This is a genomic window from Bacillus jepli, from assembly GCF_047238305.1.
GTDB lineage: Bacteria > Bacillota > Bacilli > Bacillales > Bacillaceae_L > Ferdinandcohnia.
Window position 1 is genome coordinate 3,478,835 of record NZ_JBDFMO010000001.1, and the last position, 21,281, is coordinate 3,500,115.

A 21,281-nucleotide genomic window follows, 5' to 3' on the forward strand; every position below is an offset into this window, starting at 1 on the left:
CACCTCCATCTTTTAGGATGGTTGAAAATCAAAATAACATGACATCTATTTACTTCTTCAACGAATAATAATTCTTTATGCTTGTTGCTGCTATAGACTCATATAGTGAATTGGTTAGACTGTTTGATCCTTTTGCATCTAAGCCAAGCTCCCAAATCATCATACCGCCAAACCCGTGATTTAAGGCAAGCTCTGTTTTTCTTGTCATCATTGTTTGGCCATTATAATAATAGGTTGTACCATTCATATTGACGGTATCTTTACTTGCATTTTCAGGATTATTTTCAATAATTGCTTCATAAGAAACTGGTTTAATAGTTGAATCAGCAGGTTGCCCATAAAACGGAACACCTAAAACAAGTTTGTTCTTAGGGAGTTTGTGGGAATTAAACAACGTTGACCAATAGTCCACAATACTCTCTGTAAATGGATAGGGGGATAGATTCTCGGCATGATAGCCGCCATCCCATTGGCCATCATAAGCCATAATGTTGACATGGTCTACATATTGAAACATCGCCGGCTCATATTTTACATAACCAAGCTCTGTTAAAGTTTGTCCATGAATTTTTGAGTGTACAGCAATTGATAATTCCTTGTTATTGGCATGAAGCTTATCACCTAGAATTTTAATAAACTGATGAAGATTCTTCGCATCCGCATCAGTACGTGGGTGCTCAAAATCAATATCAATACCATCCAGATTATCTCGTTCAACTACTCCAATTAACTCATTGACGAGCTTTGTTTGGGAATCAGGATTTGAGAGTGCAGCTGAAAAGTAATCATACGATTCGCCGCCATTCATATGGAACCAACCACCAACAGCAAGCATTGCCTTTGTATGATGCTTATGTGCATTTGTTACCATACTTCTAAGATTGTCTACTGCGTGATCGCCTGTAAAAAGGATTTGACCATCCTTAGTTGGATGAACAAAGGAAAAGATGATATGCGTTAATTTCGAATAATCAATTTGATTCGGATCACGAAAATCCTGGACATACCCCATTAAAACCTTTGACTGCGTTTTATCTAATTTCGGTATTGCTTTTGGTGTTGGTGTCTTGGAAGAATAAGGTGCTTCCTTTATTATATTATTTTCATGTTGACCCTGGTTTGATAGCTTTGTACCTATTAAATTCCCACCAATAAATACCACAACCAATAAAATAGGTAGGATGATATATCGTTTTTTCAAGATGTTATCCTCCTGTTGCTTTATCCTTAAAATTGTATCAAACTGTTTATGCTTGTGGATGTGGTAATATCATCCTATATACATAATATTTTTTGACAGTCCTATATAAACTAGAAACAATACGTCATGTTGGCAAGGAGCAAATTAATGAGCATTCAACTTAAGCAGTACTATAATCAAGCAGTCGAACGCGCAAAACAAATGATACTCGATGATATCCAGCATTATTTAGAACAAAAAGAGACGATCCCTACTTATGAACAATATGTACGTGAACGCGGGTCTTTTATCGAACAACTCTGGCTAAATGCTTGGCTGAATACTGCGGTGCAAGCACCTCTTTCAGAAAAAAAAGCTTATTTAGAGGATCGCGGCTTTGATATAGAAGGTGTTGCTAAAAAACTGCTAAATAAATTATTTCGAACAGAGATTCGCGATATCGAGCCTTTTGACTTTTTCTCATGGCTTGATGATAAATATGCAAAACAAGACAAAGAATGGAACAAAACATATCAATCTGCAAGAGCCGGCTATGAAGCTCGGATAAAGAAACAACAAGAAAGAGAAAAAAAGAGAAAATTCATTCTTAAGCTCAATTTTTATCTTAACGAGATCCTAAGTGAAAACTACGAGGAACTATACCTAAGAATTCGATATTTACTTGGTAGTCATTTATCCATTGAAATTGATCAAAAAGGAATGGTATTGTCCTCAGAAGATATAACCTTTGCTTCTTATTTATATAAAGAAACGGAACTTGCTCATAACCGTTATTTCTACCAAGAAAACTTGATCGAGCAATACGAAGATCTCATTTTACATCAACTCATGGATTTCGGTCCTAATTGGTTAAAATCCCACTTGCCAGAACACTTGTTCGAAGAGTGTGAAATTAGCTTTCAAGAACCATTATCTGATGCATTTTTGCAGGAAGTGGCATATGAATACTTTCTAGATGTTCGTGATGATTTATTTGAGGATATATTAGAGGAATATGTGTCTGACCTTGTGAAGTTGATTGATATTCCTTTTGATTTGGACACTCATAAAGAAATATTTGAACGGAATATTACTGAGCGAAAAGAACGAGTTGAAAAGGAAAAAGAGGAACTTAGACGCCAGAAGGAAGAAGAGCAAAGGATGATTGAAAATATTTTCGGACAGGCCTATCATTTATCTCCTGGACGAAATATCCGATATGTTCTACATGTTGGAGAAACAAACACTGGTAAGACCTTTCAAGCCATTCAAAGAATGAAAGAAGCAAATAGCGGGATCTATTTAGCTCCATTACGATTATTAGCACTCGAAGTTTTTGAGAAATTGAACAATGAAGGTGTACCTTGTAATTTAAAAACAGGTGAAGAAGAAAAGGTTGTAGAGGAAGCAAATCATCTTTCAGCAACGGTTGAAATGCTAAGAGAAAAAGACTTTTACGAAATTGTTGTAATTGATGAGGCACAAATGATTTCCGATAAAGACCGTGGCTTCTCGTGGTATAAAGCTATTACAAATGCCAATGCAGAAGAGGTTCATATTATTTGTAGCTTTCACGCAAAGTGGATGATCCTTCAGTTGCTTGGAAACTCAAATGTAGAGGTGCACGAATACCATCGGGATGTGCCATTAGAAGTGGAGCCCCAGTTATTTCGATTGAATCAAACAACAAAAGGTGATGCACTTGTTTGTTTTTCGAGAAGAAGAGTGCTTGAAACGGCTTCTGAGTTGCAAAGAAGTGGCCGTCGGGTAAGTATGATCTACGGTAGTATGCCTCCAGAAACGAGGAAAAAGCAGATTGAACGATTCAATAACGGTGAAACAACTGTGATAGTAGCTACTGATGCAATCGGAATGGGATTAAACTTACCGATTCGACGGATTGTTTTTTTAGAAAATGATAAATTTGACGGAACAAGAAGAAGATTGTTAACCTCTCAAGAAGTGAAGCAAATTGCAGGACGTGCAGGGAGACGAGGAATTTACGATATTGGGAAAGTGGCGTTTACAAGTGATATCAAGACAATGACACGTCTATTGGAGCAAGCGGATGAACCACTTCGAGGCTTTGCAATTGCACCAACGAATGCGGTTCTGGAACGTTTCCAAAAATACTCGCGAAAAATGAGAATGTTCTTCTACCTTTGGGATCAATTTAAAAGTCCAGAGGGTACAAAAAAGGCAAGCCTTTACGAGGAACGAATGCTGTATGAATTGGTTGAAGATACAATTATTGAGGCAAAGCTGTCATTACCGGATCTATACGGTTTTTTACATTTGCCATTTTCCTCAAATGAACCTTCATTAAGAGCACAGTGGAAGAAAACTCTCGAGGCGATTGTAGAGGGAGCACCCTTACCAGATCCAATTATAAAGGAATCTGGACTTGAGGAACTTGAACTTTCTTATAAAGCGGTGGGTCTTCATTTGTTATTCCTTTATAAATTAGGAAAGCACACTGAAGCTCAATACTGGGAAAGAGTTAGGGAAGAAATTAGTAATAAAATTCATGAAAACTTAAAATCGGGAATCCAGACAACTAAAAGAGTATGTAAGCGTTGCGGTAAAAACCTTCCAATTGGATTTTCGTTTGCTATATGTAATGAATGCTATTTTGACCGACCAAGAAGAGGACATTATCGCTAATTTTCCACATGAAAGATCAACTACTATAATCTAGTTGGTCTTTTTTTAATCTTTTTATCATATTTGTAAAAAAATGAAACTTTTTGGCAATCCTTGCCGTCTTAATGTTTAGGGATAAATTTGATATTTTTTCATCACATTCAGCTTTGAAAAACAAGAATTTAGTAGATAGAGAGATTCATAATTTACCCAAGGAAATGAAAACAATAGGGGGAAATATGGTGAAGAAAAAGAAGGTTTTAATTTGGATCTTGTCGATTGTGGGTGTCTTGGCAATCGCGGGTGGAGCAGCTGCCTTCTTACTGAAAGAACGGAGCGTTGCATCGGTAGGAAATCAAATGGAAGAAGTGAATGTAACCGTACAAAAAGCAAAGGAACAAGAACTTATCGAAACGATTTTAGTAACGGGTGAAATCGTACCTGAAGGCGAGCAGAAGGTTTTCTTAAATCCAGAGCATGGAGAAATCAGCGAATATAAAGTAGAGGAGAACCAAACTGTAAAAGCTGGAGACCCGCTATTTGTTTATGATTCTTCAAAGCTAGATACAGAGCTAGCTCGTGCAACAAGAGAGAGAGACTTAATCCAAACGAGGGCAAAAACGGAACAAAACCAAATTGCGGCATTAAATAAACGCATTGAAGAAGCGAAAAAAGCTCTTGCCGCTCAAAAAAACAAACCAAAAACTGAAACTGGAGAAGGCGCAGAACCAGAACAAGCAGTAGAAGTTCCAGTTGAAGATGTGAACCAGCTTACAAGTGAAAAGGTACAAATGGAGCTACAATATGAAAATACGAAATCCGAAATTACAGCAGCGAATGAACGAATTACAGAAATTACTAATCAGAAAAAAGAAATGACCGCTGTCAGTAAAATTGACGGCATCATTGTTAAAGTCAATAAAAATGTGGCCGCTACCGAAGCGGGTGCTAATGAGCCTGTTATACATATCATTTCTAATAAACCTTATAAAGTTATTGGGACAATGAGTGAGTTTGATGCAGTTAAAATCCAACAAGAACAAGAAGTTATTGTTCGTCCAAAGGTTTATAAGGATCGCGAATGGAAAGGTGTTGTCGAATCCGTTTCCCATTTTCCAAATGATAATGGCGGTGGCGGAGAAGGTGAGTTTTATGGAATGGGTGGTGGTGGAAATGTCACGATGTACCCTTTCAAGGTAGGAATAACAGACGACACATCTGAACTACGTCAAGGATTTCATGTTTCACTTGAGGTACGAATTCCTGGAACGGAAATTCTTCCTGTTATCCCACATACCGCTATTTTAGACGAAGGTGGAGTAGCCGTTGTATATGTGTTAGCCGACGGACTCTTACAAAGACGAGAAGTTCAAACTGGTACGATGAATGATGAATTTATCCAAGTGACAGAAGGTGTTGCAAAGGATGAACTTGTTGTTTTAACACCATACGAAGGAATGTACGACGGAATGGAAGTGACCTCCTTTGATGAAGTTGAGTAAGATTACAAAAATATATGGAAATGGTGCACTTGAAGTGCCGGTTTTACACGGAATTGATTTAACAATTGAAGATGGGGAATTCATTGCCATTATGGGACCATCAGGTTCAGGAAAATCCACTTTAATGAATATTATTGGATTTCTAGACTCCCCAACTTCAGGTACGTTCGAATTAAATGAGGAGAAAATTGGTCTGGTCAAAGATAACAAGCTTGCAAAATTACGAAACGAGCATGTCGGTTTCGTTTTTCAACAATTCTTTTTGTTGCCAAGGCATAATGCGCTGAAAAATGTCGAATCTCCACTTATTTATGCAGGAGTACCTAAGCGGGAACGAACCGAAAGAGCTAAACAAATGTTAGACAAGGTTGGGCTTGGGGACCGGATAAAACATTTACCAAACCAGCTTTCAGGTGGTCAAAAACAAAGGGTGGCGATTGCAAGAGCTCTTGTAAATAATCCTTCAATTGTGTTAGCAGATGAACCAACTGGTGCTCTTGACTCTAAAACAAGTGAACAAATCATGGAACTAATGGTTCAACTAAACAAAGAAGGTAGAACCGTCATCATCGTCACGCACGAAGAAGAAGTGGCAGCATATGCAAATAGGGTTATCACCTTAAAGGACGGGCTGATAACGGATGACCAGAGGAGAATTGTATGAGCCTAGTAGAAAGCTTCAAAGTAGCATTATCCTCGATATGGAATCATAAGGTTCGGTCTGTTTTAACGATGCTCGGGATTATCATAGGTGTAGCGGCTGTTATTATTATTGTGGCAATTGGACAAGGTGCCAAAACGAAAATGACAGAGGAACTATTTAGCCTAGAAAAAAATGCGGTAGATATTTGGTATCAGCCGATGCCTAAAGAGGGAGAAGAAGAATCAGAAATGTTCTGGGTCGAACCTGAATTGACTTCTGAAGATGTTAATACTCTTTCCCAAGTTCCTGGTGTAAAAGCAGTTATTGCTACAAACCAAGGCTGGGGTCCGTTAACCTATAATGATAAACAGGGTGAAATGGAAATTACTGGAGTTGGACCTGAATTCTTTACAGCTCGTGATATTCAAATTGTAGAAGGTCGACCAATCAATGCTCGCGACAACGATGGAAGAAATCGTGTCGTAATGATTGATACAGTTGCAAGGGAAAAATTCTTTAAAGACAAAGAAGATGTTATCGGTGAAATTGTCGATCTTAATGGGAACCCATATAAGTTGGTTGGTGTCTATGAATCGCCGATCCCTGAACAATATCGTTACAATGAATCAGGCGAAATGCTTATGCCAAGAGGAGTTATTTCAATGATGTTTGGAAATCGAGAAATCGAGCGCTTAGCTATTATTGCAGATGATCCAGAACGAATATCTGAAATCGGACGCTTTGCCGCCGATGCATTAACAAGAGCCAAAAAGCTCGAAGACGGGATGTACACAGTAAACGATTTCTCAGAATATGAACAAGAAGTGGATACAGTCCTAACCATTATGACCTTGGTAATCGGAAGTATTGCAGGGATTTCCTTATTAGTAGGTGGAATCGGCGTGATGAACATTATGCTCGTTTCTGTTACTGAACGAACAAGGGAAATTGGTTTGCGAAAAGCACTTGGTGCAACACGGGGACGTATTTTACTTCAATTTTTAATTGAATCGATGACCTTAACCTCGTTAGGAGGTCTTCTCGGAATTGGACTTGCAGCACTAGGAACCATTCTCGTTTCGATTTATTCACCCATTTCTGCGAGCGTTAGTCCACTTATTGTAATAATTGGTGTTGGCTTTTCCGCATTTATTGGTATCATCTTTGGTATCTTACCTGCAAACAAAGCTTCCAAACTTAGTCCAATCGATGCATTACGCTATGAATAAGGCTGGATTTCCAGCCTTTTTTTATTTTTAAATAAAAATGAATATATCTGGTAAACTAAGATTGGATAATAGTACCAAGAGGAGGATTCATTTGCAGGCACAACATATTATGAAACGGGATGTAATCACCGTAAAGAATACGGACAAAGTTAAAGCCGTCATCGAGAAATTTATTCAACATGGAATCAGTGGACTTCCTGTCATTGACGATCATAATCATATAATCGGGTACATAAGTGACGGTGACATCATGCGTTTTATAGGAAAGCATAAGGATATCACAATTAACATTTATAGCTATGTCACCATCTTTAAAGAGCAAGAAGAATATGATGAACGTGTACAGAAAATACTTGAGTTAAACGTGATGGAGGTTGCCAAAAAATCCGTTTTAAAGATACCATATAACGAAAAAGTGGAAGATATTGCAGCTATACTTGGGAAAAAACATATCAAAAAACTGCCTGTTGAAAGAGATGGAAAGTTAGTTGGAATTATTAGCCGTGGAGACGTCATTAGAGAATCATTCAAAAGTTTGTTGTAAATAAAGGCGACCTCTTCTTTTTTATTTTACCTAAAGGAAGTTAACAAAAAATGTCGAACTTTTATAGGTAGAACATTCATAAGAGGTGAGAGAAGAATGATTCATGAAACGTATGAAATACTACATAACGGCGAAAAAGCGGAGTTATACACGTATATCCTAGATAATTCACCAAGTATTGACCCAGACCGTAAAAGGCCCATGATTGTCATCTGCCCCGGTGGTGGCTATGTCCATACATCTGACCGTGAAGCGGAACCGGTTGCTATACAAATGCTCGGTAAAGGGTTTCACGCAAGCATTCTTAGGTATAGTGTAGAACCAGCCGTTTTTCCAACATCCTTGGGTCAATTGGCAAGGGCGATTGGCTTAATTCGCGATCAGGCTGAAAACTGGAACGTAGATTCCGATAAAATCATTGTCATGGGATTCTCGGCTGGTGGGCATTTAACAGCAAGTTTAGGCGTTTTCTGGAATAGAGATTTTCTAACGGAACAACTCACGTATTCAAAAGAGCAAATTAAACCAAATGGATTAATTTTAAGCTATCCTGTTATTTCTTCAGGCCCTCATGCACATGAAGGTAGCTTCAAAGCATTATTAGGAGCTAAATTCGAAGATCAATATAGTCGAGACTTTTTATCCTTGGAAAACCAAGTATCAAACGAAACTCCACCGACTTTTTTATGGCATACGGTTTCAGACGCTGCTGTCCCAGTGGAAAATAGTATGTTATTTGCACAAAGCTTATTGAAACACAAAGTCCCGATCGAAATGCATATTTATCCGGAAGGTGTCCACGGATTATCTCTGGGGACAATCGAAACACAATCAAATGGACGAACTGACCATATCCAACCAGAGATAGAGAATTGGATTGAGATGGCGGGAAGATGGATAAAAGGAATATAAAAAACTGGCTGGGAGTTCCTGGAGAGACCTAATTAAATGAGACAAAGGAAAAAACACCCCTCAAGTCGTATTTATAAATATGACATGTAGGAGGTGTTTTTCTTATGGGGAGAACTAAGAATTTTTACTCATATGAGACAAAAATGAAAGCAATTGAAATGAAAATGTCAGGACAATATTCGAATCGTGAAATTATGGAGGAATTGGGTATTGTAAATGACTCTCAGATAAGGATATGGATGATGTGGTACAGAAAAGGGGAAATGTATCGCTTTTCACAACCAATCGGCAAACAGTATAGCTTTGGGAAAGGCCCAGAGGAATTAACCGAAATGGAGCAGCTAAGAAGAGAAAACCAGCATTTGCAGATTCACCTCGAAATTTTAAAAAAGTACAAGGAGATCGAAAGGAGTTGGTACCAGAGGTTGTTTTAGAACTTGTGGAGGAATTAAAAAGTAAATATACCATTTCTACCATTTGTGATTATATAGGGGTTCCACGTGCCACCTATTACCGCTGGAAAAAACAAGGAGCCCGTAAAATCAGAGAATTAGATCTTCAAATCATAGAAATTTGTAATAATCATAAGTTTCGAGTTGGATATCGAACTGTTAAAGCTTGGCTTAAAAAAGATTATAATGTAAAAGTTAACCGAAATACTGTACAAAGAATAATGCAGAAATATAATCTCCAATGTAGAGTAAAACCAAAGAGAAAAGTAAAGTTTGCAGGTGAAAGCAACATAGTTGTTCCTAATCGTTTGGAGCGTGATTTTAAAGCATCTAAGCCGAATGAAAAATGGGTGACAGATATAACATATCTTCCATTTGGACAATCAATGATGTACCTTTCGAGCATCATGGACCTTTACAACAATGAGATAATTGCTTACCGAATTAGTTTGAACCAAGATGTAACCCTTGTACTAGACACTTTAAGAGACGCTGTTAAGAATCAGAACGTAGAAGGAGTAATACTACATAGTGATCAAGGGGCACAGTATACGTCCTATGCATTCCAGAATTTAGCCAAAGAAAAAGGCATTATCACAAGCATGTCTCGGAAAGGCAACTGCTTGGATAACGCCGTCATTGAATCCTTCCATTCCACATTAAAGTCGGAAGAATTCTACTCTCAGCCACGAGAGTACCTTACAAATCCTATTGTAGTGGAAAAAGTAGAGAATTTCATCTATTATTACAATCAAATCCGACTTCAGGCAAAATTAAACTACCTGTCCCCAATTGAATATAGGAAACAGGTAGCTTAGGTGTTTTTTCTGTTGTCTCAAATCACTAGGTCAGTTCATTCCCACCCAGTTTTTCTTTGTAAACTTTTCCCACTGTCACAAAGAACCAAAAAATTGAAACCATTTGCCTATTAAAATCGTATTACATTAGTAACTGGCACATTACAGTAGAACTATAAACTGATATCATGAGTATATATCGTTACAAGATTTTAGCTTTTCGCAGGAGGGGTTATCAATGGGAATTATTAAAGCAGCAGTTGGTGCAGTAACAGGAAACTTAGCGGATCAGTGGCTTGAGGTAATTGAACCTCAGGAAATGAGTGATACAACCGTTATGTCGGTTGGTGTAAAAGTTCGCGCAAAAGATCGTCGAAATCAAAATTTTAAAGGGACAGATTCAACAATTACCAATGGTTCGATCATTCACGTGTACCCAAATCAATTTATGATTTTAGTTGATAGTGGAAAAATTATTGATTATACAGCAGAAGAAGGCTATTACCAAGTTGTAAACTCTTCACAACCGTCCTTATTCAATGGACAATTTGAAGAAGCATTACACGAAACCTTCAATCGTTTTAAATTTGGCGGTGTGCCATCTACATCACAAAAGGTATATTTTATCAATCTTCAGGAAATCAAGGGAATCAAATTTGGTACGCGTAACCCTATCAATTACTTTGATAATTTTTATAATGCAGAATTATTTTTGCGTGCCCATGGAACCTATTCAATTAAAATTGTTGACCCTATTAAATTTTACATGGAAGCCATTCCACGAAATAAATTGAACGTCGATATCAATGACATTAATAGTCAATACTTATCTGAATATATGAATGCCTTACAAACTGCTATCAATAAAATGTCCGCAGATGGCATTCGAATCTCACATGTTACTTCAAAAGGGATGGAGCTTGCGAAATACATGGCAGAAGTCCTTGATGAAGATTGGACCCGAATGCGCGGAATGCAGATCGAATCTGTCGGCATCAACAGTATTACGTATGATCAGGAATCACAAAAGCTCATCAACATGAGAAACCAAGGGGCTATGCTTCAGGACGCATCCGTTCGTGAAGGGTATGTTCAAGGTGCGATTGCAAGAGGATTGGAAGCCGCTGGATCCAATGAAGGTGGTTCTATGCAAGGATTTTTAGGCATGGGTATGGGAATGCAAGGTAGTAGCGGTTTTATGGGTGCTGCTTCTGAAACCAATCGTCAGCAAATGCAGCAACAAGCACAGCAACAGCAAAATCAACAAACGACGGTAAATTCAAATCAATGGAAATGCTCATGTGGACATACAAATACGGGCAACTTCTGTTCAGAATGTGGTTCACCAAAACAGGAAGCTAAAAAAGACACATGGAAATGCCAATGCGGACAAGAAAATAGCGGGAAGTTCTGTTCAAACTGTGGCAGTAAAAAGCCTGAAGAACGAACATGTCAAAATTGTGGGTTCAAACCGTCTAATCAGAACGCAAAATTCTGCCCAGAATGTGGAACGCGTTTTGAGAATTAATCAACCATATACAATAGAAGAAGAGGTGATAGTGGTTGGGGGTTGTAGTATATAAATGTATAAACTGTGGAGGACCATTAGCATTTAAGGCGGACACCCAAAACTGGACCTGTGATTATTGCTTAAGCGAATTCACAGAAGAAGATGTCAAAAATTTTGTTGAGAACGAAAAGGCTGATGAAGAAGCGGAATCAAGTGATGATGCTTTACACCAAGCTAAGGAATTAGATCAAGAATTCAAAGAGAAAGCAACAGGCTATACGTGTAGCAGTTGTGGAGCAGAAATCGTAACTGATGACACCACTGCTGCAACTTTTTGTTATTATTGCCATAATCCAACGATTATCCCTAGGCAGTTAGAAGGAGAATTCCGTCCTGAAAAGGTCATTCCTTTTAAAATTGATCGTAAAAAAGCGGAAGAATTATTTGTAAAATGGTGTAAAGGGAAACCACTACTCCCTAAGTTTTTCACTTCAAATTCACAGCTAGAAAAATTATCAGGGATCTATGTTCCATTTTGGTTGTTTGATAGTAACACTTCTGGAAAAGTTGAAGGTGAAGCTAGAAGAGTCAGAACCTACACTAGAGGGGATACAAGGTATACCGAAACAAAGTATTATAAGGTCATGCGGGAAGGAAAAGCAAAATTCCACGATGTACCTGCTGACGGGTCGAAGAAAATGGATGATGAACTGATGACCATCCTTGAACCCTATGATTATAAAGATTTAACCGATTTTTCGATGTCCTATTTGTCTGGCTTCTTTGCAGAAAAGTATGATATGAATCAAAATGACGTTTACGGTAGGATTTCTAGTCTCCTCCGTGAAAATCTAGGAACGCTACTCCAGGGGACCATTCATGGGTACAGCTCGGTTTCCGTTCATAATACAAATGTAACGCTTTCAGGCGTTAAAGCTAGATACGTATTATTACCAGTTTGGATGTTTACGTATCAATTTAAAGGAAAGACCTATGTCTTTGCGATGAATGGTCAAACTGGAAAAATTGCTGGGAACTTGCCTATTAGTATCGGAAGAGCGAGTAAGTGGTTTGGGATGATCTCAGCAAGTGTTTTTGCAGTCTTGTCAGTAGGAGGGTTATTTTTATGGTAAAGAAAAAAGTTATCATTCTACCATTTTTCCTTCTGATCATGTTAACCTTTGCGACTGCTGCATTCGCTAACACTGAGTATGTTTTTGACCAAGCAAATTTATTTTCAGAAACAGAGATCGTAGAATTACAGGAACAAGCTAGTAGTTTAACCGAACAATTTCGGATGGATATCCGGATTGTCACCACCAATGACAGTGAAGGAAAATCAGCAAGACAATATGCAAGTGATTTTTATGACAGTCACGGATTCGGTTACGGTGAGACGGAGGACGGAATTTTATACTTAATTGATATGGATAACCGTGAAGTGTATATCTTTACGAGAGACCGAATTGTTGATTACTTTCCGGACTATACCGTTGAGGAAATTCTTGACCACGTCTATCCATATCTAACAGAGGATGCATTTGGCGAAAGTGCGAAAGCCTTCTTGTCCGATTTAGAAGCAACGATGAATGCTGGAATTCCAGAAGGTTCAACCTCCACTGGAGATGGAGGGTACGCACAAACAGAGCCTTCTTATTCATCTTCTTCAGGTACATCACAAGGAGAATTAGTTAAAGAACTCTTAATCTATTTTGCGATCGCGATCGGGGTTGGTGTGATTTCGGTTGGAGTAATGGCTATGTACAACAGAGGTCGCTCCACAACAACTGCCAGTACTTATTTAGAGTCTAATTCTTTTACTGTAACAAATAAAATGGACCGACATTACAACACGAGCATTACACAGCAAAAAATTCAGCGTAACACAAATAATGGGGGAGGCTCTTTTTCCGGCGGCGGAGGCGGCAGATCTGGCGGTGGGGGAAGAGGATTCTAGGAAGCATGAGGAGATGATGTCCTCATGCTTTTTTATGTGATAAGGGATGAAATACCGTTGTTATTTTACGATAACACTTGAATTAGAGAAGAATAATTTATTTCCCAGAGTTATTTTAGCAGATTTTATCAAAAGCGCTCAAATTGGGTTTTGGAGCAAAAAATATTTGCACTTCTCTGTTTTGAAAAGGAACCGCAAAGAATTTTTTCTATGGCCTATGTAGATTTGCACAATTTCGAAACTTTTGATAGGGTATTATGCTGATTTTTATCTAGACTTATATTTTAATAAAAGGTTATTTTTTATTATTAATTTTCGAAATTTTTATTTATAATAGGTGATATAGACTATACAGTCGATTTTATTTTCGAGTTGAATCTCGAAAAGGGGGAGTAATATGTCTGATCAACAAGCTTTAAATGCTGAACTTCAGGAAAAGGTAAATCAATTTAAAAAATTAGACGAAAAAATTGCGCATCTAAATAGCGTATTAGCTCTTGCAGATTGGGATCAAAAAGTTATGGCTCCTAAAAAAGGGCGTTCCTTGTTTGCAAATGCAATTGGAACACTATCAACCGAGATATTTAAGTTATCGATCTCGAAGGAAATGGGAGAGCTATTAAAGGTTTTGACAGCTGAAGATCTATTTGAGCAACTAGATGACGTTACTAAAGCAATTGTACGTGAACGAAATAACTTCTATAAACAATCAAAAAGCATTCCAACGGAACTTTACAATGAATATATCGTGTTGACTGCAAATGCGAATAATGCATGGGAGGAAGCTAGAGAAACCAATAATTTTGAAGTTTATCTACCTTATCTTGAACGAATAGTTGAAATCAAAAAGCAATTTACGGAGTATTATGGGTATGAAGGGCATCCATATAATGCCTTATTAAATGATTTTGAACCTGGATTAACAGTTGAAAAACTGGATCCGCTTTTTGAAGAATTACGTAGAAGCAGTATCGAATTGTTAAATCGTATCAAATTATCCTCTTCTAAACCAAATGGCGACATTTTTGAAAAGCTTTACAATCCTGAAGTTCAGAAAGAGTTTAATAAATTCATACTCCCGTTAATTGGATTTGACATGAATGCCGGACGACTAGATGAGACAGTACATCCATTTGCTCAAACCATTAATACAGGCGATGTCCGAATCACAACTCGTTATCTTGAAGATAATGTTCGTTCTGCAATCTTTGGTACAATCCATGAAGCGGGACATGGTATTTATGAGCAAAATATTAACCCTGAATTAGAAGGTACATCAATCTGCAGTGGGGCATCTTTTGGAATTCATGAATCACAATCAAGATTTCTAGAGAATATGGTGGGACGTAGTGAAGAATTCTGGAATTTCTTCTACCGAGATCTACAGGAGCATTTCCCTGACCAATTAGGAAAACTAGATGTAAAAGATTTTTATCGAGCAATTAATATTGTGGAGCCATCTTATATTCGAGTTGAGGCAAACGAATTAACATATAACCTACATATCATGCTTCGTTACGAAATTGAAAAAGGACTTATCAGTGGGGATATTGCAGTAAAGGACCTTCCAAAGGTATGGAATGAGAAAATGAATGAGTATTTGGGGATCGTTCCTCCAACTGACACATTAGGTGTGCTTCAAGATGTTCATTGGTCATTTGGCGGTCTAGGATACTTTCCATCTTACTCACTTGGAAACTTATATGCTGCCCAAATTTTGAATACCATCAAGAAGGAACTCCCTGATTTCTACGGTTATATTGAAAGAGGAGAGTTTAGCGTCCTCCAAGCCTGGCTTAAGGAAAAAATTCACCAATACGGTGGTATTTATACACCTGATGAATTAATCAAGAAAGTCACTGGTGAAAGCTTAAATGCTACCTATCTAGTGAACTATTTAGAAGAGAAATATTCGAAGGTTTATCAGCTATAAGCGAAATTTCTTTTAAAACAGAAAGAAAACACCCCGTTCTTAACTTGGACGGGGTTAGTTGCATTTAAACAGGATATTCCTAACCGAATATAAGTTAGGGTTATACTAAATCGACACTGTTACTGAAGAGGATTACGATAATTAACAGGATAATAACCAGACTTACAAACAGAATAGATAGTTTTCGAGACGTTTTTGCTTTGTTCACTTCGTCCCATTTTACTGGTCGAATGCCGCTTAAGGAAAACACGATGATTCCGGCCAAGATAACAGAGGTAATGTTGCCCACAAGTAAAAGCATCGAACCATATGCCTCTTGCCACATCGCTGAACCAATCGACATTCCCAGCACAACATTGGGTGGTATAAGGGCCACAGCAACCATTACCCCTACTAATGATCCGGGTAAGCGATTAAGGATTGATAACGCACCAGCAATCCCTGTAGCAAATGCTAAAACCATATCCACAATATTTACATGAGTTCTTAAAGCAAACTCGCTACTCTCTAGAGGAACAGGGAAAAATAAAGTAAAACCGATAGATATCCCAATTACAATGAAAACCGCGTATAATAAAGTAACCGTTGAGCTTCTAAGTAACCGAAAATCACCTAAAATAGCTGAAAATGCGATTGATATTACAGGTCCAAGCATTGGAGCAATGACCATTGCTCCAATAATTACGGCTTGGCTATTTTGAATAAAGCCAATTGTTACGACAATAGCAGATATTATGATCAATAGGGTATAGGTAAGGGTAATATGGCTGGCCTTTGTAATCGTTCCTAATAACTCCTGTCGACTGGCCCTTTGAAGCTTATTCGCGTCTTCTTCCGTTTCATTGCGTCTCTGTTCTTCTTCCTCTTTAGTTAATCGAGTTAAGTACGTTTGAACAGGGAAAAGAAGAACATCAAATCCTTCAATTACATTTGCCATACCTTCCAGATAGTTCAATATTTCTTCCGTATCAGTTGTTTTTACAAGAACACGAATAAGGGTTCGATCTTTCGATTCTATAGATATCCAATATGACACATGAGGAAACTCCCTCAAGGATTCATCCACTTTATTGAAAAACTTATCTGGAACATATGCTTCAATAAGTTGTAAATCCATCGTTTCATCTCCCATAAGATAGCAAGTAAATCCATACTAGTATTTCCATAAACAAAAGCGAGTAGAATTACAATCAATAAATAATAACTAGCAACAGCACCTTTCCTACTCGTTGGGATAGGTGCTGTTGCTTATTTGTTTGGTTAGATGAAGGGAGTAGTCAGTGGGCTCTCTGTTTTCTCTAGTTGAAAATAAGTGATATCATCATAATATAAGGAGGCTATGAGAATGGATACGATAATTTTTGATGTCGATGATACATTATATGATCAAGCACAATCTTTTCATAAAACGGTGAGGAAGCTTTTTCAAGAGCCATGTTCAGACGAAGAAATCAATCAATTATATAAAGCTAGTCGTAAGTATAGCGAGATTTTATTTGATCAAAGTGAAGCAGGTGAAATATCCCAATTTGAATGGCAAACCGGACGAATCATGGCTGCCTGTAAGGATTTTAACATCCCTATAGATACGGAAAAAGCGACTATCTTTCACGAAACGTATGTGACCGAACAGAAAAACATTACCTTATTTCCGGAAGTCGAAGAACTACTAAATATACTTTACAAAGAAGGGAAACAGCTTGGGATTCTTACAAATGGTGAAGAAAAACATCAAGCAATGAAAATTAAACAGCTCAGTCTTAGTCGGTGGATTCCGGTAGAGATGACGTTTATTTCTGGTGCGATTGGTCATGCAAAACCGAAAAGAGAAGTGTTTGATTTTATTGAACAGAAACTGGACCTTGACCAAACGAAAACCGTGTATATCGGGGATAATTTTGAAAAAGATATTATCGGAGCAAAACAAGCAGGCTGGCAAGCGATCTGGATGAATCATCGTAAGAAAAATTTACCGACTAATGCTACCTATAAACCAGATAAAGAAGTACATAGTGCCAAGGAGTTATTAGAATTATTTGCGAAAAAGGCTTAGTTCGTTATGGGAGGAATCAGTGATTTTCATCCTGGTTCCTATTTAGTTTTCATTGAAAACTTCTTATTGGTTTAATGAATAGCAATGAGCGGGTTTTTAATCAAAACGGAAGGATTAGTTTTAAAAGAACTGTCAACCAAACCAAAGTATGACAGCCCTAAAAAGTCCGTCACAGGGCCTTTATTTTAATGTGCATTCCATTAAATAAAAGTTCCTTGTCAAATCCCCATTGTGTTAAAATTTAGATAGTTCTAACTATAAGGGGTGGATGTTGTGAAATTTGAAAATCAAGTGGCGCTTATTACCGGGGGGACTTCTGGAATTGGGCTAGCCGTAGCAGAACGATTACTTCATGAGGGGGGAAAAGTTGTCATAGTAGGCCGTAATAAGGAACGCGGAAACTCAGCCCTAGAAAACCTGAAACAGATTAGTCCACATGTTCTTTTTCTATCAATTGATGTAAGCAAAGGAATAGAAGTAGAACAGATGGTAAAAGAAACAGTGAACACATTTGGAAGAATCGACTTTGCATTTAATAATGCGGGAAATGCGGAAGGTACGCCTGCATTGACACATGAATTCAGTGAAGAAGACTTCGATCATATGATGGGGTCAACAATCAAAGGAGTTTGGTTGTGTATGAAGTATGAGCTGCAAGCTATGATTGAAAATGGTGGTGGTTCAATCGTTAATACATCATCCCTGGATGCCTTAATTTGTTCAGCTTACACGACAGCATATGCAGCGGGGAAAAGTGGAATTCTGGCATTAACCCGCGGAGTCGCTCAAGAATATGGAAATAAAGGAATTCGAGTAAATGCCATTACACCTGGTGCAATCAGGACTCCGATGATGGAAAGAAAATTTGAAAACTTGACTGAAGAGCAATCAGAATGGTTAGAAGAAAAGTACAACAGCCTGAATGCCCTAGGAAGAATGGGGACCTCTTCCGAAGCGGCAGATGTGGTAACCTGGTTATTTTCTAGAGAATCTTCCTTTGTAACAGGTCAAAATATCATTGTTGATGGTGGAGTTTCCATCGTGACAAAATAAAGCTGTTGGGACCAAAGTATTTAGAAATCAGAAAACTGTAATTATTATTCATAATTCCCTTTGTGAAATGTACGCACAATAAAGTGGTTTTGTATACAAGATGATACCTTTCATTGCTACAAGTTTTCTATAGAGTTAAATTTATAAGGAAAGGGGGGAGTTGAGATAAAACATGTTGATGTTATTGAGGTATCTCTGAAACTTTAGATGGGGGCTAGTTTGATACATATAATTAGGTGACTAACAGTGAGGTAATATCAGTTAATCTTAAATCCATTTATCATCGTCCATAAATAAAAAAGATGAACAAGGTTCATCTTTTTAGCTACTTTTTTGATTTGATTTTTTCTGCTTATGCGTAATATGTTTTGTACTCCATTCATGCATGGCATGCAAAATGGGTTCCAATTCCTTTCCATATTCAGTAATTGAATATTCGACCTTTGGAGGAACTTGAGGATAAACAACTCTTTTAATTATTTCTTCGTCTTCTAATTCCCTTAACTGCTTAGTTAACATTTTTTGGGTTATATCAGGGATGCTTCTTTTTAATTCGTTAAATCTCATCGTTCCGTTCTTTAATAGGTACAGTAGAATAATTGGTTTCCATTTTCCTACTAAAATATCTAATGTATCCTCAACACGACAAAGTTCTGGCTCAATATTCATCACAAATCCTCCTATAGTTTCTTTTTGTATACTATTATACTTAGTAGACTGTACTAGCAGTTTTAGAAGTTAGATTAATAATAACATACAAAGTAGAATATGGAAGAAGAATATACATGAAGGAACATTATAACACGGAAAGGGAAATTTCAATTTCCTTAAACAAAGTTATAGTTTTTCAAAATTACCAGTTGATAGTGCTTTAGTAGCGAAATAATAACAATCGTTGTTACTAATCTTATCCATGAATACATTCCAATGCGAAACACAACCGACTAACTATCGGTTGTGTTTTCCATTTAAAAAATCACCTTCCATTAATGCTCGATGCTAGAAAATGACGTGAGGATACTCTTCTTAAAAGAGTAAACTAATACTTTACAAGTCAATAGTATCATTTTGTATACTATACCACTTTTAAGTGCGTACTTTTTCAAAATGCATTTATGAGTAATACTAATACTATAGAGAGTTTTCAAAATCAACTTCAGTAAAGGGTGATATTAGTGAAAAAATATCGGATTGATCAAAATAAAGGTTTAGAGTTTGGAATTTATACATTGGGTGACCATATTCCTAATCCTCACACTGGAGAACGAATTTCGTCACAACAGCGCATTCATGAAATTATTGAAATAGCAAAGCTTGCTGAGCAAGCAGGTATTGACTTTTTTAGCGTGGGTGAAAGTCATCAGGAGTATTTTACAACTCAGGCACACTCTGTTGTTTTAGCAGCAATCGCTCAAGCAACAGAAAAAATTAAGATTGGAAGTTCTTCTACGATTATCAGTACTTCAGATCCCGTTCGTGTGTATGAGGATTTTGCAACAATCGATTTAATTTCAAATGGCCGAACTGAGATTATAGCGGGTCGAGCTTCTAGAATCGGGTTGTTTGATTTATTAGGCTATAATGTTCGCGATTATGAAGAATTATTCGAAGAAAAGTTCGATTTGTTATTAAAAATCAATAACGAAGAAGTTGTCAATTGGAGTGGAAAATTCCGAGCACCATTACGCAATGCAACTGTAATTCCACGCCCAATGGAAGGAACATTACCTATATGGCGTGCGGTTGGTGGGCCACCAGCTAGTGCAATTAAAGCAGGATTTGCAGGAGTTCCGATGTTTCTAGCAACATTAGGTGGACCTGCTTCAAGTTTTAAGATTTCTGTTGATGCATACCGTGAGGCAGCAAAACAAAATGGATATGATCCTTCAGATCTACCTATTGCAACAGCTGGTTTTTTCTATACGGCCGAAACAACTCAACAAGCACAAAGAGAAATCTATCCTCACGTAAACCAAGGTATGATGTTGGTTAATGGTAGAGGCTATCCAAAGCAGCATTTTGCACAAGGTGCAGATACACGCGATGTAATGAATGTTGGTAGCCCACAGCAAATCATTGAAAAAATTCTCTATCAACATGAAGTTTTTGGACATCAGAGATATATAGCACAAATGGATTTTGGTGGTATTCCTTTTGAAAATTTACGTAAAAATATTGAGTTAATAGGCAATGAAATCTTACCAGCCATAAAAAAATATACAGCTAAAAAAGAGGAGGAGTAGAAGGATGAAAATCGTTGGATTGTCAGGTTCAATAGTTGGTTCAAAAACACGAACTGCAATGGAAAATGTAGCGAAAGAAATATCAGAGAAATATCCCAATGTAGAATGGACTTTACTAGATTTGGCGGATTATAACCTACAGTTTAGTGATGGACGTAACTATTTGGAATATGAAGGTGACACAGGCTACGTCACAAAAACGATAATGGAGGCTGATGCAATTATCATCGGTACCCCTATATTCCAGGCATCGATTCCTGCGACACTAAAAAATATCTTTGATCTACTACCTGTAAATGCTTTTAGGGATAAGATTGTAAGTATGCTTGTTACAGCAGGTTCATCAAAACATTACCTGATTGCTGAACAACAATTAAAACCTATTTTAGCCTACATGAAAGCACAAATTGTTCAAACGTATGTATTTATTGAAGAAAAAGATTTCCATCGGAAAGAAATTATTAATGATGATGTATTCTTCCGTATTGCTCGCTTAGTTGAGGATACCACGCTATTAACAGATACGTATACAAAGATTCGTGAAGAAAAAGAAGCAAAATACGATTTTTAATTGTTTGTGTAACCTAGTTTAGGCTAATGTAAAACAGAAAATCTAGTATCTGCTTGACA

General features: G+C 37.4%; 18 protein-coding genes. 15 read left to right on the forward strand and 3 right to left on the reverse strand.

Annotation, left to right across the window (positions count from 1 at the left end; genetic code table 11):
* Positions 1-49: 49 nt before the first annotated feature.
* Positions 50-1,201 (reverse strand): glycosyl hydrolase family 18 protein, encoded by a 1,152-nt coding sequence (locus ABC371_RS17835; protein WP_412898025.1) that lies wholly within the window; start codon positions 1,199-1,201, stop codon positions 50-52.
* Between the two features lie 147 nt (positions 1,202-1,348).
* On the opposite strand from ABC371_RS17835, the gene ABC371_RS17840 reads away from it, so the two are divergent.
* The 11 genes from ABC371_RS17840 to ABC371_RS17890 all read left to right on the forward strand — a co-directional run bounded on the left by ABC371_RS17840 (position 1,349) and on the right by ABC371_RS17890 (position 15,302).
* Entirely contained in the window at positions 1,349-3,844 is a 2,496-nt protein-coding gene (locus tag ABC371_RS17840) for a DEAD/DEAH box helicase (RefSeq protein ID WP_412898026.1), read from the forward strand.
* A gap of 218 nt (positions 3,845-4,062) precedes the next feature.
* Positions 4,063-5,325 carry a biotin/lipoyl-binding protein gene (locus ABC371_RS17845; protein ID WP_412898027.1) on the forward strand — a complete coding sequence of 421 codons (1,263 nt, stop codon included), beginning with the start codon at positions 4,063-4,065 and terminating at the stop codon, positions 5,323-5,325.
* Positions 5,309-5,989: an ABC transporter ATP-binding protein gene (locus ABC371_RS17850; RefSeq protein ID WP_412898028.1), complete on the forward strand. Its 681-nt coding sequence runs from the start codon at positions 5,309-5,311 to the stop codon at positions 5,987-5,989. The genes ABC371_RS17845 and ABC371_RS17850 overlap by 17 nt, the downstream gene beginning before the upstream one ends.
* Positions 5,986-7,197, forward strand: coding sequence for an ABC transporter permease (locus ABC371_RS17855; RefSeq protein WP_412898029.1), 1,212 nt, complete (start codon positions 5,986-5,988; stop codon positions 7,195-7,197). Before ABC371_RS17850 ends, ABC371_RS17855 begins: the two co-directional genes overlap by 4 nt.
* A gap of 91 nt (positions 7,198-7,288) precedes the next feature.
* The gene (locus tag ABC371_RS17860) at positions 7,289-7,741 is read left to right on the forward strand and encodes a CBS domain-containing protein (protein WP_412898030.1); all 453 of its coding nucleotides are present in this window, start codon (positions 7,289-7,291) and stop codon (positions 7,739-7,741) included.
* A gap of 96 nt (positions 7,742-7,837) precedes the next feature.
* The gene (locus ABC371_RS17865) at positions 7,838-8,653 is read left to right on the forward strand and encodes an alpha/beta hydrolase (RefSeq protein WP_412898031.1); all 816 of its coding nucleotides are present in this window, start codon (positions 7,838-7,840) and stop codon (positions 8,651-8,653) included.
* A 104-nt stretch (positions 8,654-8,757) separates the two neighbouring features.
* A protein-coding gene (locus tag ABC371_RS17870) for an IS3 family transposase (protein WP_412896705.1) occupies positions 8,758-9,923 on the forward strand; the annotation gives its coding sequence in 2 pieces (ribosomal slippage) (positions 8,758-9,040 and positions 9,040-9,923; 1,167 coding nt in all).
* A gap of 217 nt (positions 9,924-10,140) precedes the next feature.
* Positions 10,141-11,430, forward strand: a complete 1,290-nt coding sequence (locus tag ABC371_RS17875) for an SPFH domain-containing protein (RefSeq protein ID WP_412898032.1) — start codon at positions 10,141-10,143, stop codon at positions 11,428-11,430.
* A 35-nt stretch (positions 11,431-11,465) separates the two neighbouring features.
* Positions 11,466-12,545: a TFIIB-type zinc ribbon-containing protein gene (locus ABC371_RS17880; RefSeq protein ID WP_412898033.1), complete on the forward strand. Its 1,080-nt coding sequence runs from the start codon at positions 11,466-11,468 to the stop codon at positions 12,543-12,545.
* Complete coding sequence (locus ABC371_RS17885) at positions 12,539-13,369, forward strand: TPM domain-containing protein (protein ID WP_412898034.1); 831 nt, start codon at positions 12,539-12,541, stop codon at positions 13,367-13,369. Before ABC371_RS17880 ends, ABC371_RS17885 begins: the two co-directional genes overlap by 7 nt.
* A gap of 397 nt (positions 13,370-13,766) precedes the next feature.
* A complete protein-coding gene (locus ABC371_RS17890; protein WP_412898035.1) occupies positions 13,767-15,302 on the forward strand; it encodes a carboxypeptidase M32 in 1,536 nt (511 codons plus the stop codon).
* 100 nt (positions 15,303-15,402) lie between these two features.
* On the opposite strand, the gene ABC371_RS17895 is transcribed toward ABC371_RS17890, so the two are convergent.
* The gene (locus ABC371_RS17895) at positions 15,403-16,419 is read right to left on the reverse strand and encodes a TIGR00341 family protein (RefSeq protein WP_412898036.1); all 1,017 of its coding nucleotides are present in this window, start codon (positions 16,417-16,419) and stop codon (positions 15,403-15,405) included.
* A gap of 228 nt (positions 16,420-16,647) precedes the next feature.
* On the opposite strand from ABC371_RS17895, the gene ABC371_RS17900 reads away from it, so the two are divergent.
* Both ABC371_RS17900 and ABC371_RS17905 read left to right on the forward strand, forming a co-directional pair.
* The gene (locus ABC371_RS17900; protein ID WP_412898037.1) at positions 16,648-17,355 is read left to right on the forward strand and encodes an HAD family hydrolase; all 708 of its coding nucleotides are present in this window, start codon (positions 16,648-16,650) and stop codon (positions 17,353-17,355) included.
* Between the two features lie 273 nt (positions 17,356-17,628).
* Complete coding sequence (locus tag ABC371_RS17905; protein ID WP_412898038.1) at positions 17,629-18,408, forward strand: SDR family NAD(P)-dependent oxidoreductase; 780 nt, start codon at positions 17,629-17,631, stop codon at positions 18,406-18,408.
* A gap of 321 nt (positions 18,409-18,729) precedes the next feature.
* On the opposite strand, the gene ABC371_RS17910 is transcribed toward ABC371_RS17905, so the two are convergent.
* Entirely contained in the window at positions 18,730-19,077 is a 348-nt protein-coding gene (locus ABC371_RS17910; RefSeq protein WP_412898039.1) for a winged helix-turn-helix transcriptional regulator, read from the reverse strand.
* A 506-nt stretch (positions 19,078-19,583) separates the two neighbouring features.
* Here ABC371_RS17910 and ABC371_RS17915 point away from each other — a divergent pair.
* Together ABC371_RS17915 and ABC371_RS17920 are read left to right on the forward strand one after the other, a co-directional pair.
* Entirely contained in the window at positions 19,584-20,651 is a 1,068-nt protein-coding gene (locus ABC371_RS17915; RefSeq protein WP_412898040.1) for an LLM class flavin-dependent oxidoreductase, read from the forward strand.
* A 4-nt stretch (positions 20,652-20,655) separates the two neighbouring features.
* Positions 20,656-21,222 (forward strand): NADPH-dependent FMN reductase, encoded by a 567-nt coding sequence (locus ABC371_RS17920; protein WP_412898041.1) that lies wholly within the window; start codon positions 20,656-20,658, stop codon positions 21,220-21,222.
* Positions 21,223-21,281: the final 59 nt, after the last annotated feature.

Coding starts and splice junctions, on each gene's coding strand:
- ABC371_RS17900 (WP_412898037.1), top strand. CDS start 16,648: ATGGATACGATAATTTTTGATGTCGATGATACATTATATGATCAAGCA.
- ABC371_RS17890 (WP_412898035.1), top strand. CDS start 13,767: ATGTCTGATCAACAAGCTTTAAATGCTGAACTTCAGGAAAAGGTAAAT.
- ABC371_RS17845 (WP_412898027.1), top strand. CDS start 4,063: ATGGTGAAGAAAAAGAAGGTTTTAATTTGGATCTTGTCGATTGTGGGT.
- ABC371_RS17910 (WP_412898039.1), bottom strand. CDS start 19,077: ATGAATATTGAGCCAGAACTTTGTCGTGTTGAGGATACATTAGATATT.
- ABC371_RS17875 (WP_412898032.1), top strand. CDS start 10,141: ATGGGAATTATTAAAGCAGCAGTTGGTGCAGTAACAGGAAACTTAGCG.
- ABC371_RS17885 (WP_412898034.1), top strand. CDS start 12,539: ATGGTAAAGAAAAAAGTTATCATTCTACCATTTTTCCTTCTGATCATG.
- ABC371_RS17895 (WP_412898036.1), bottom strand. CDS start 16,419: ATGGATTTACAACTTATTGAAGCATATGTTCCAGATAAGTTTTTCAAT.
- ABC371_RS17920 (WP_412898041.1), top strand. CDS start 20,656: ATGAAAATCGTTGGATTGTCAGGTTCAATAGTTGGTTCAAAAACACGA.
- ABC371_RS17840 (WP_412898026.1), top strand. CDS start 1,349: ATGAGCATTCAACTTAAGCAGTACTATAATCAAGCAGTCGAACGCGCA.
- ABC371_RS17855 (WP_412898029.1), top strand. CDS start 5,986: ATGAGCCTAGTAGAAAGCTTCAAAGTAGCATTATCCTCGATATGGAAT.
- ABC371_RS17865 (WP_412898031.1), top strand. CDS start 7,838: ATGATTCATGAAACGTATGAAATACTACATAACGGCGAAAAAGCGGAG.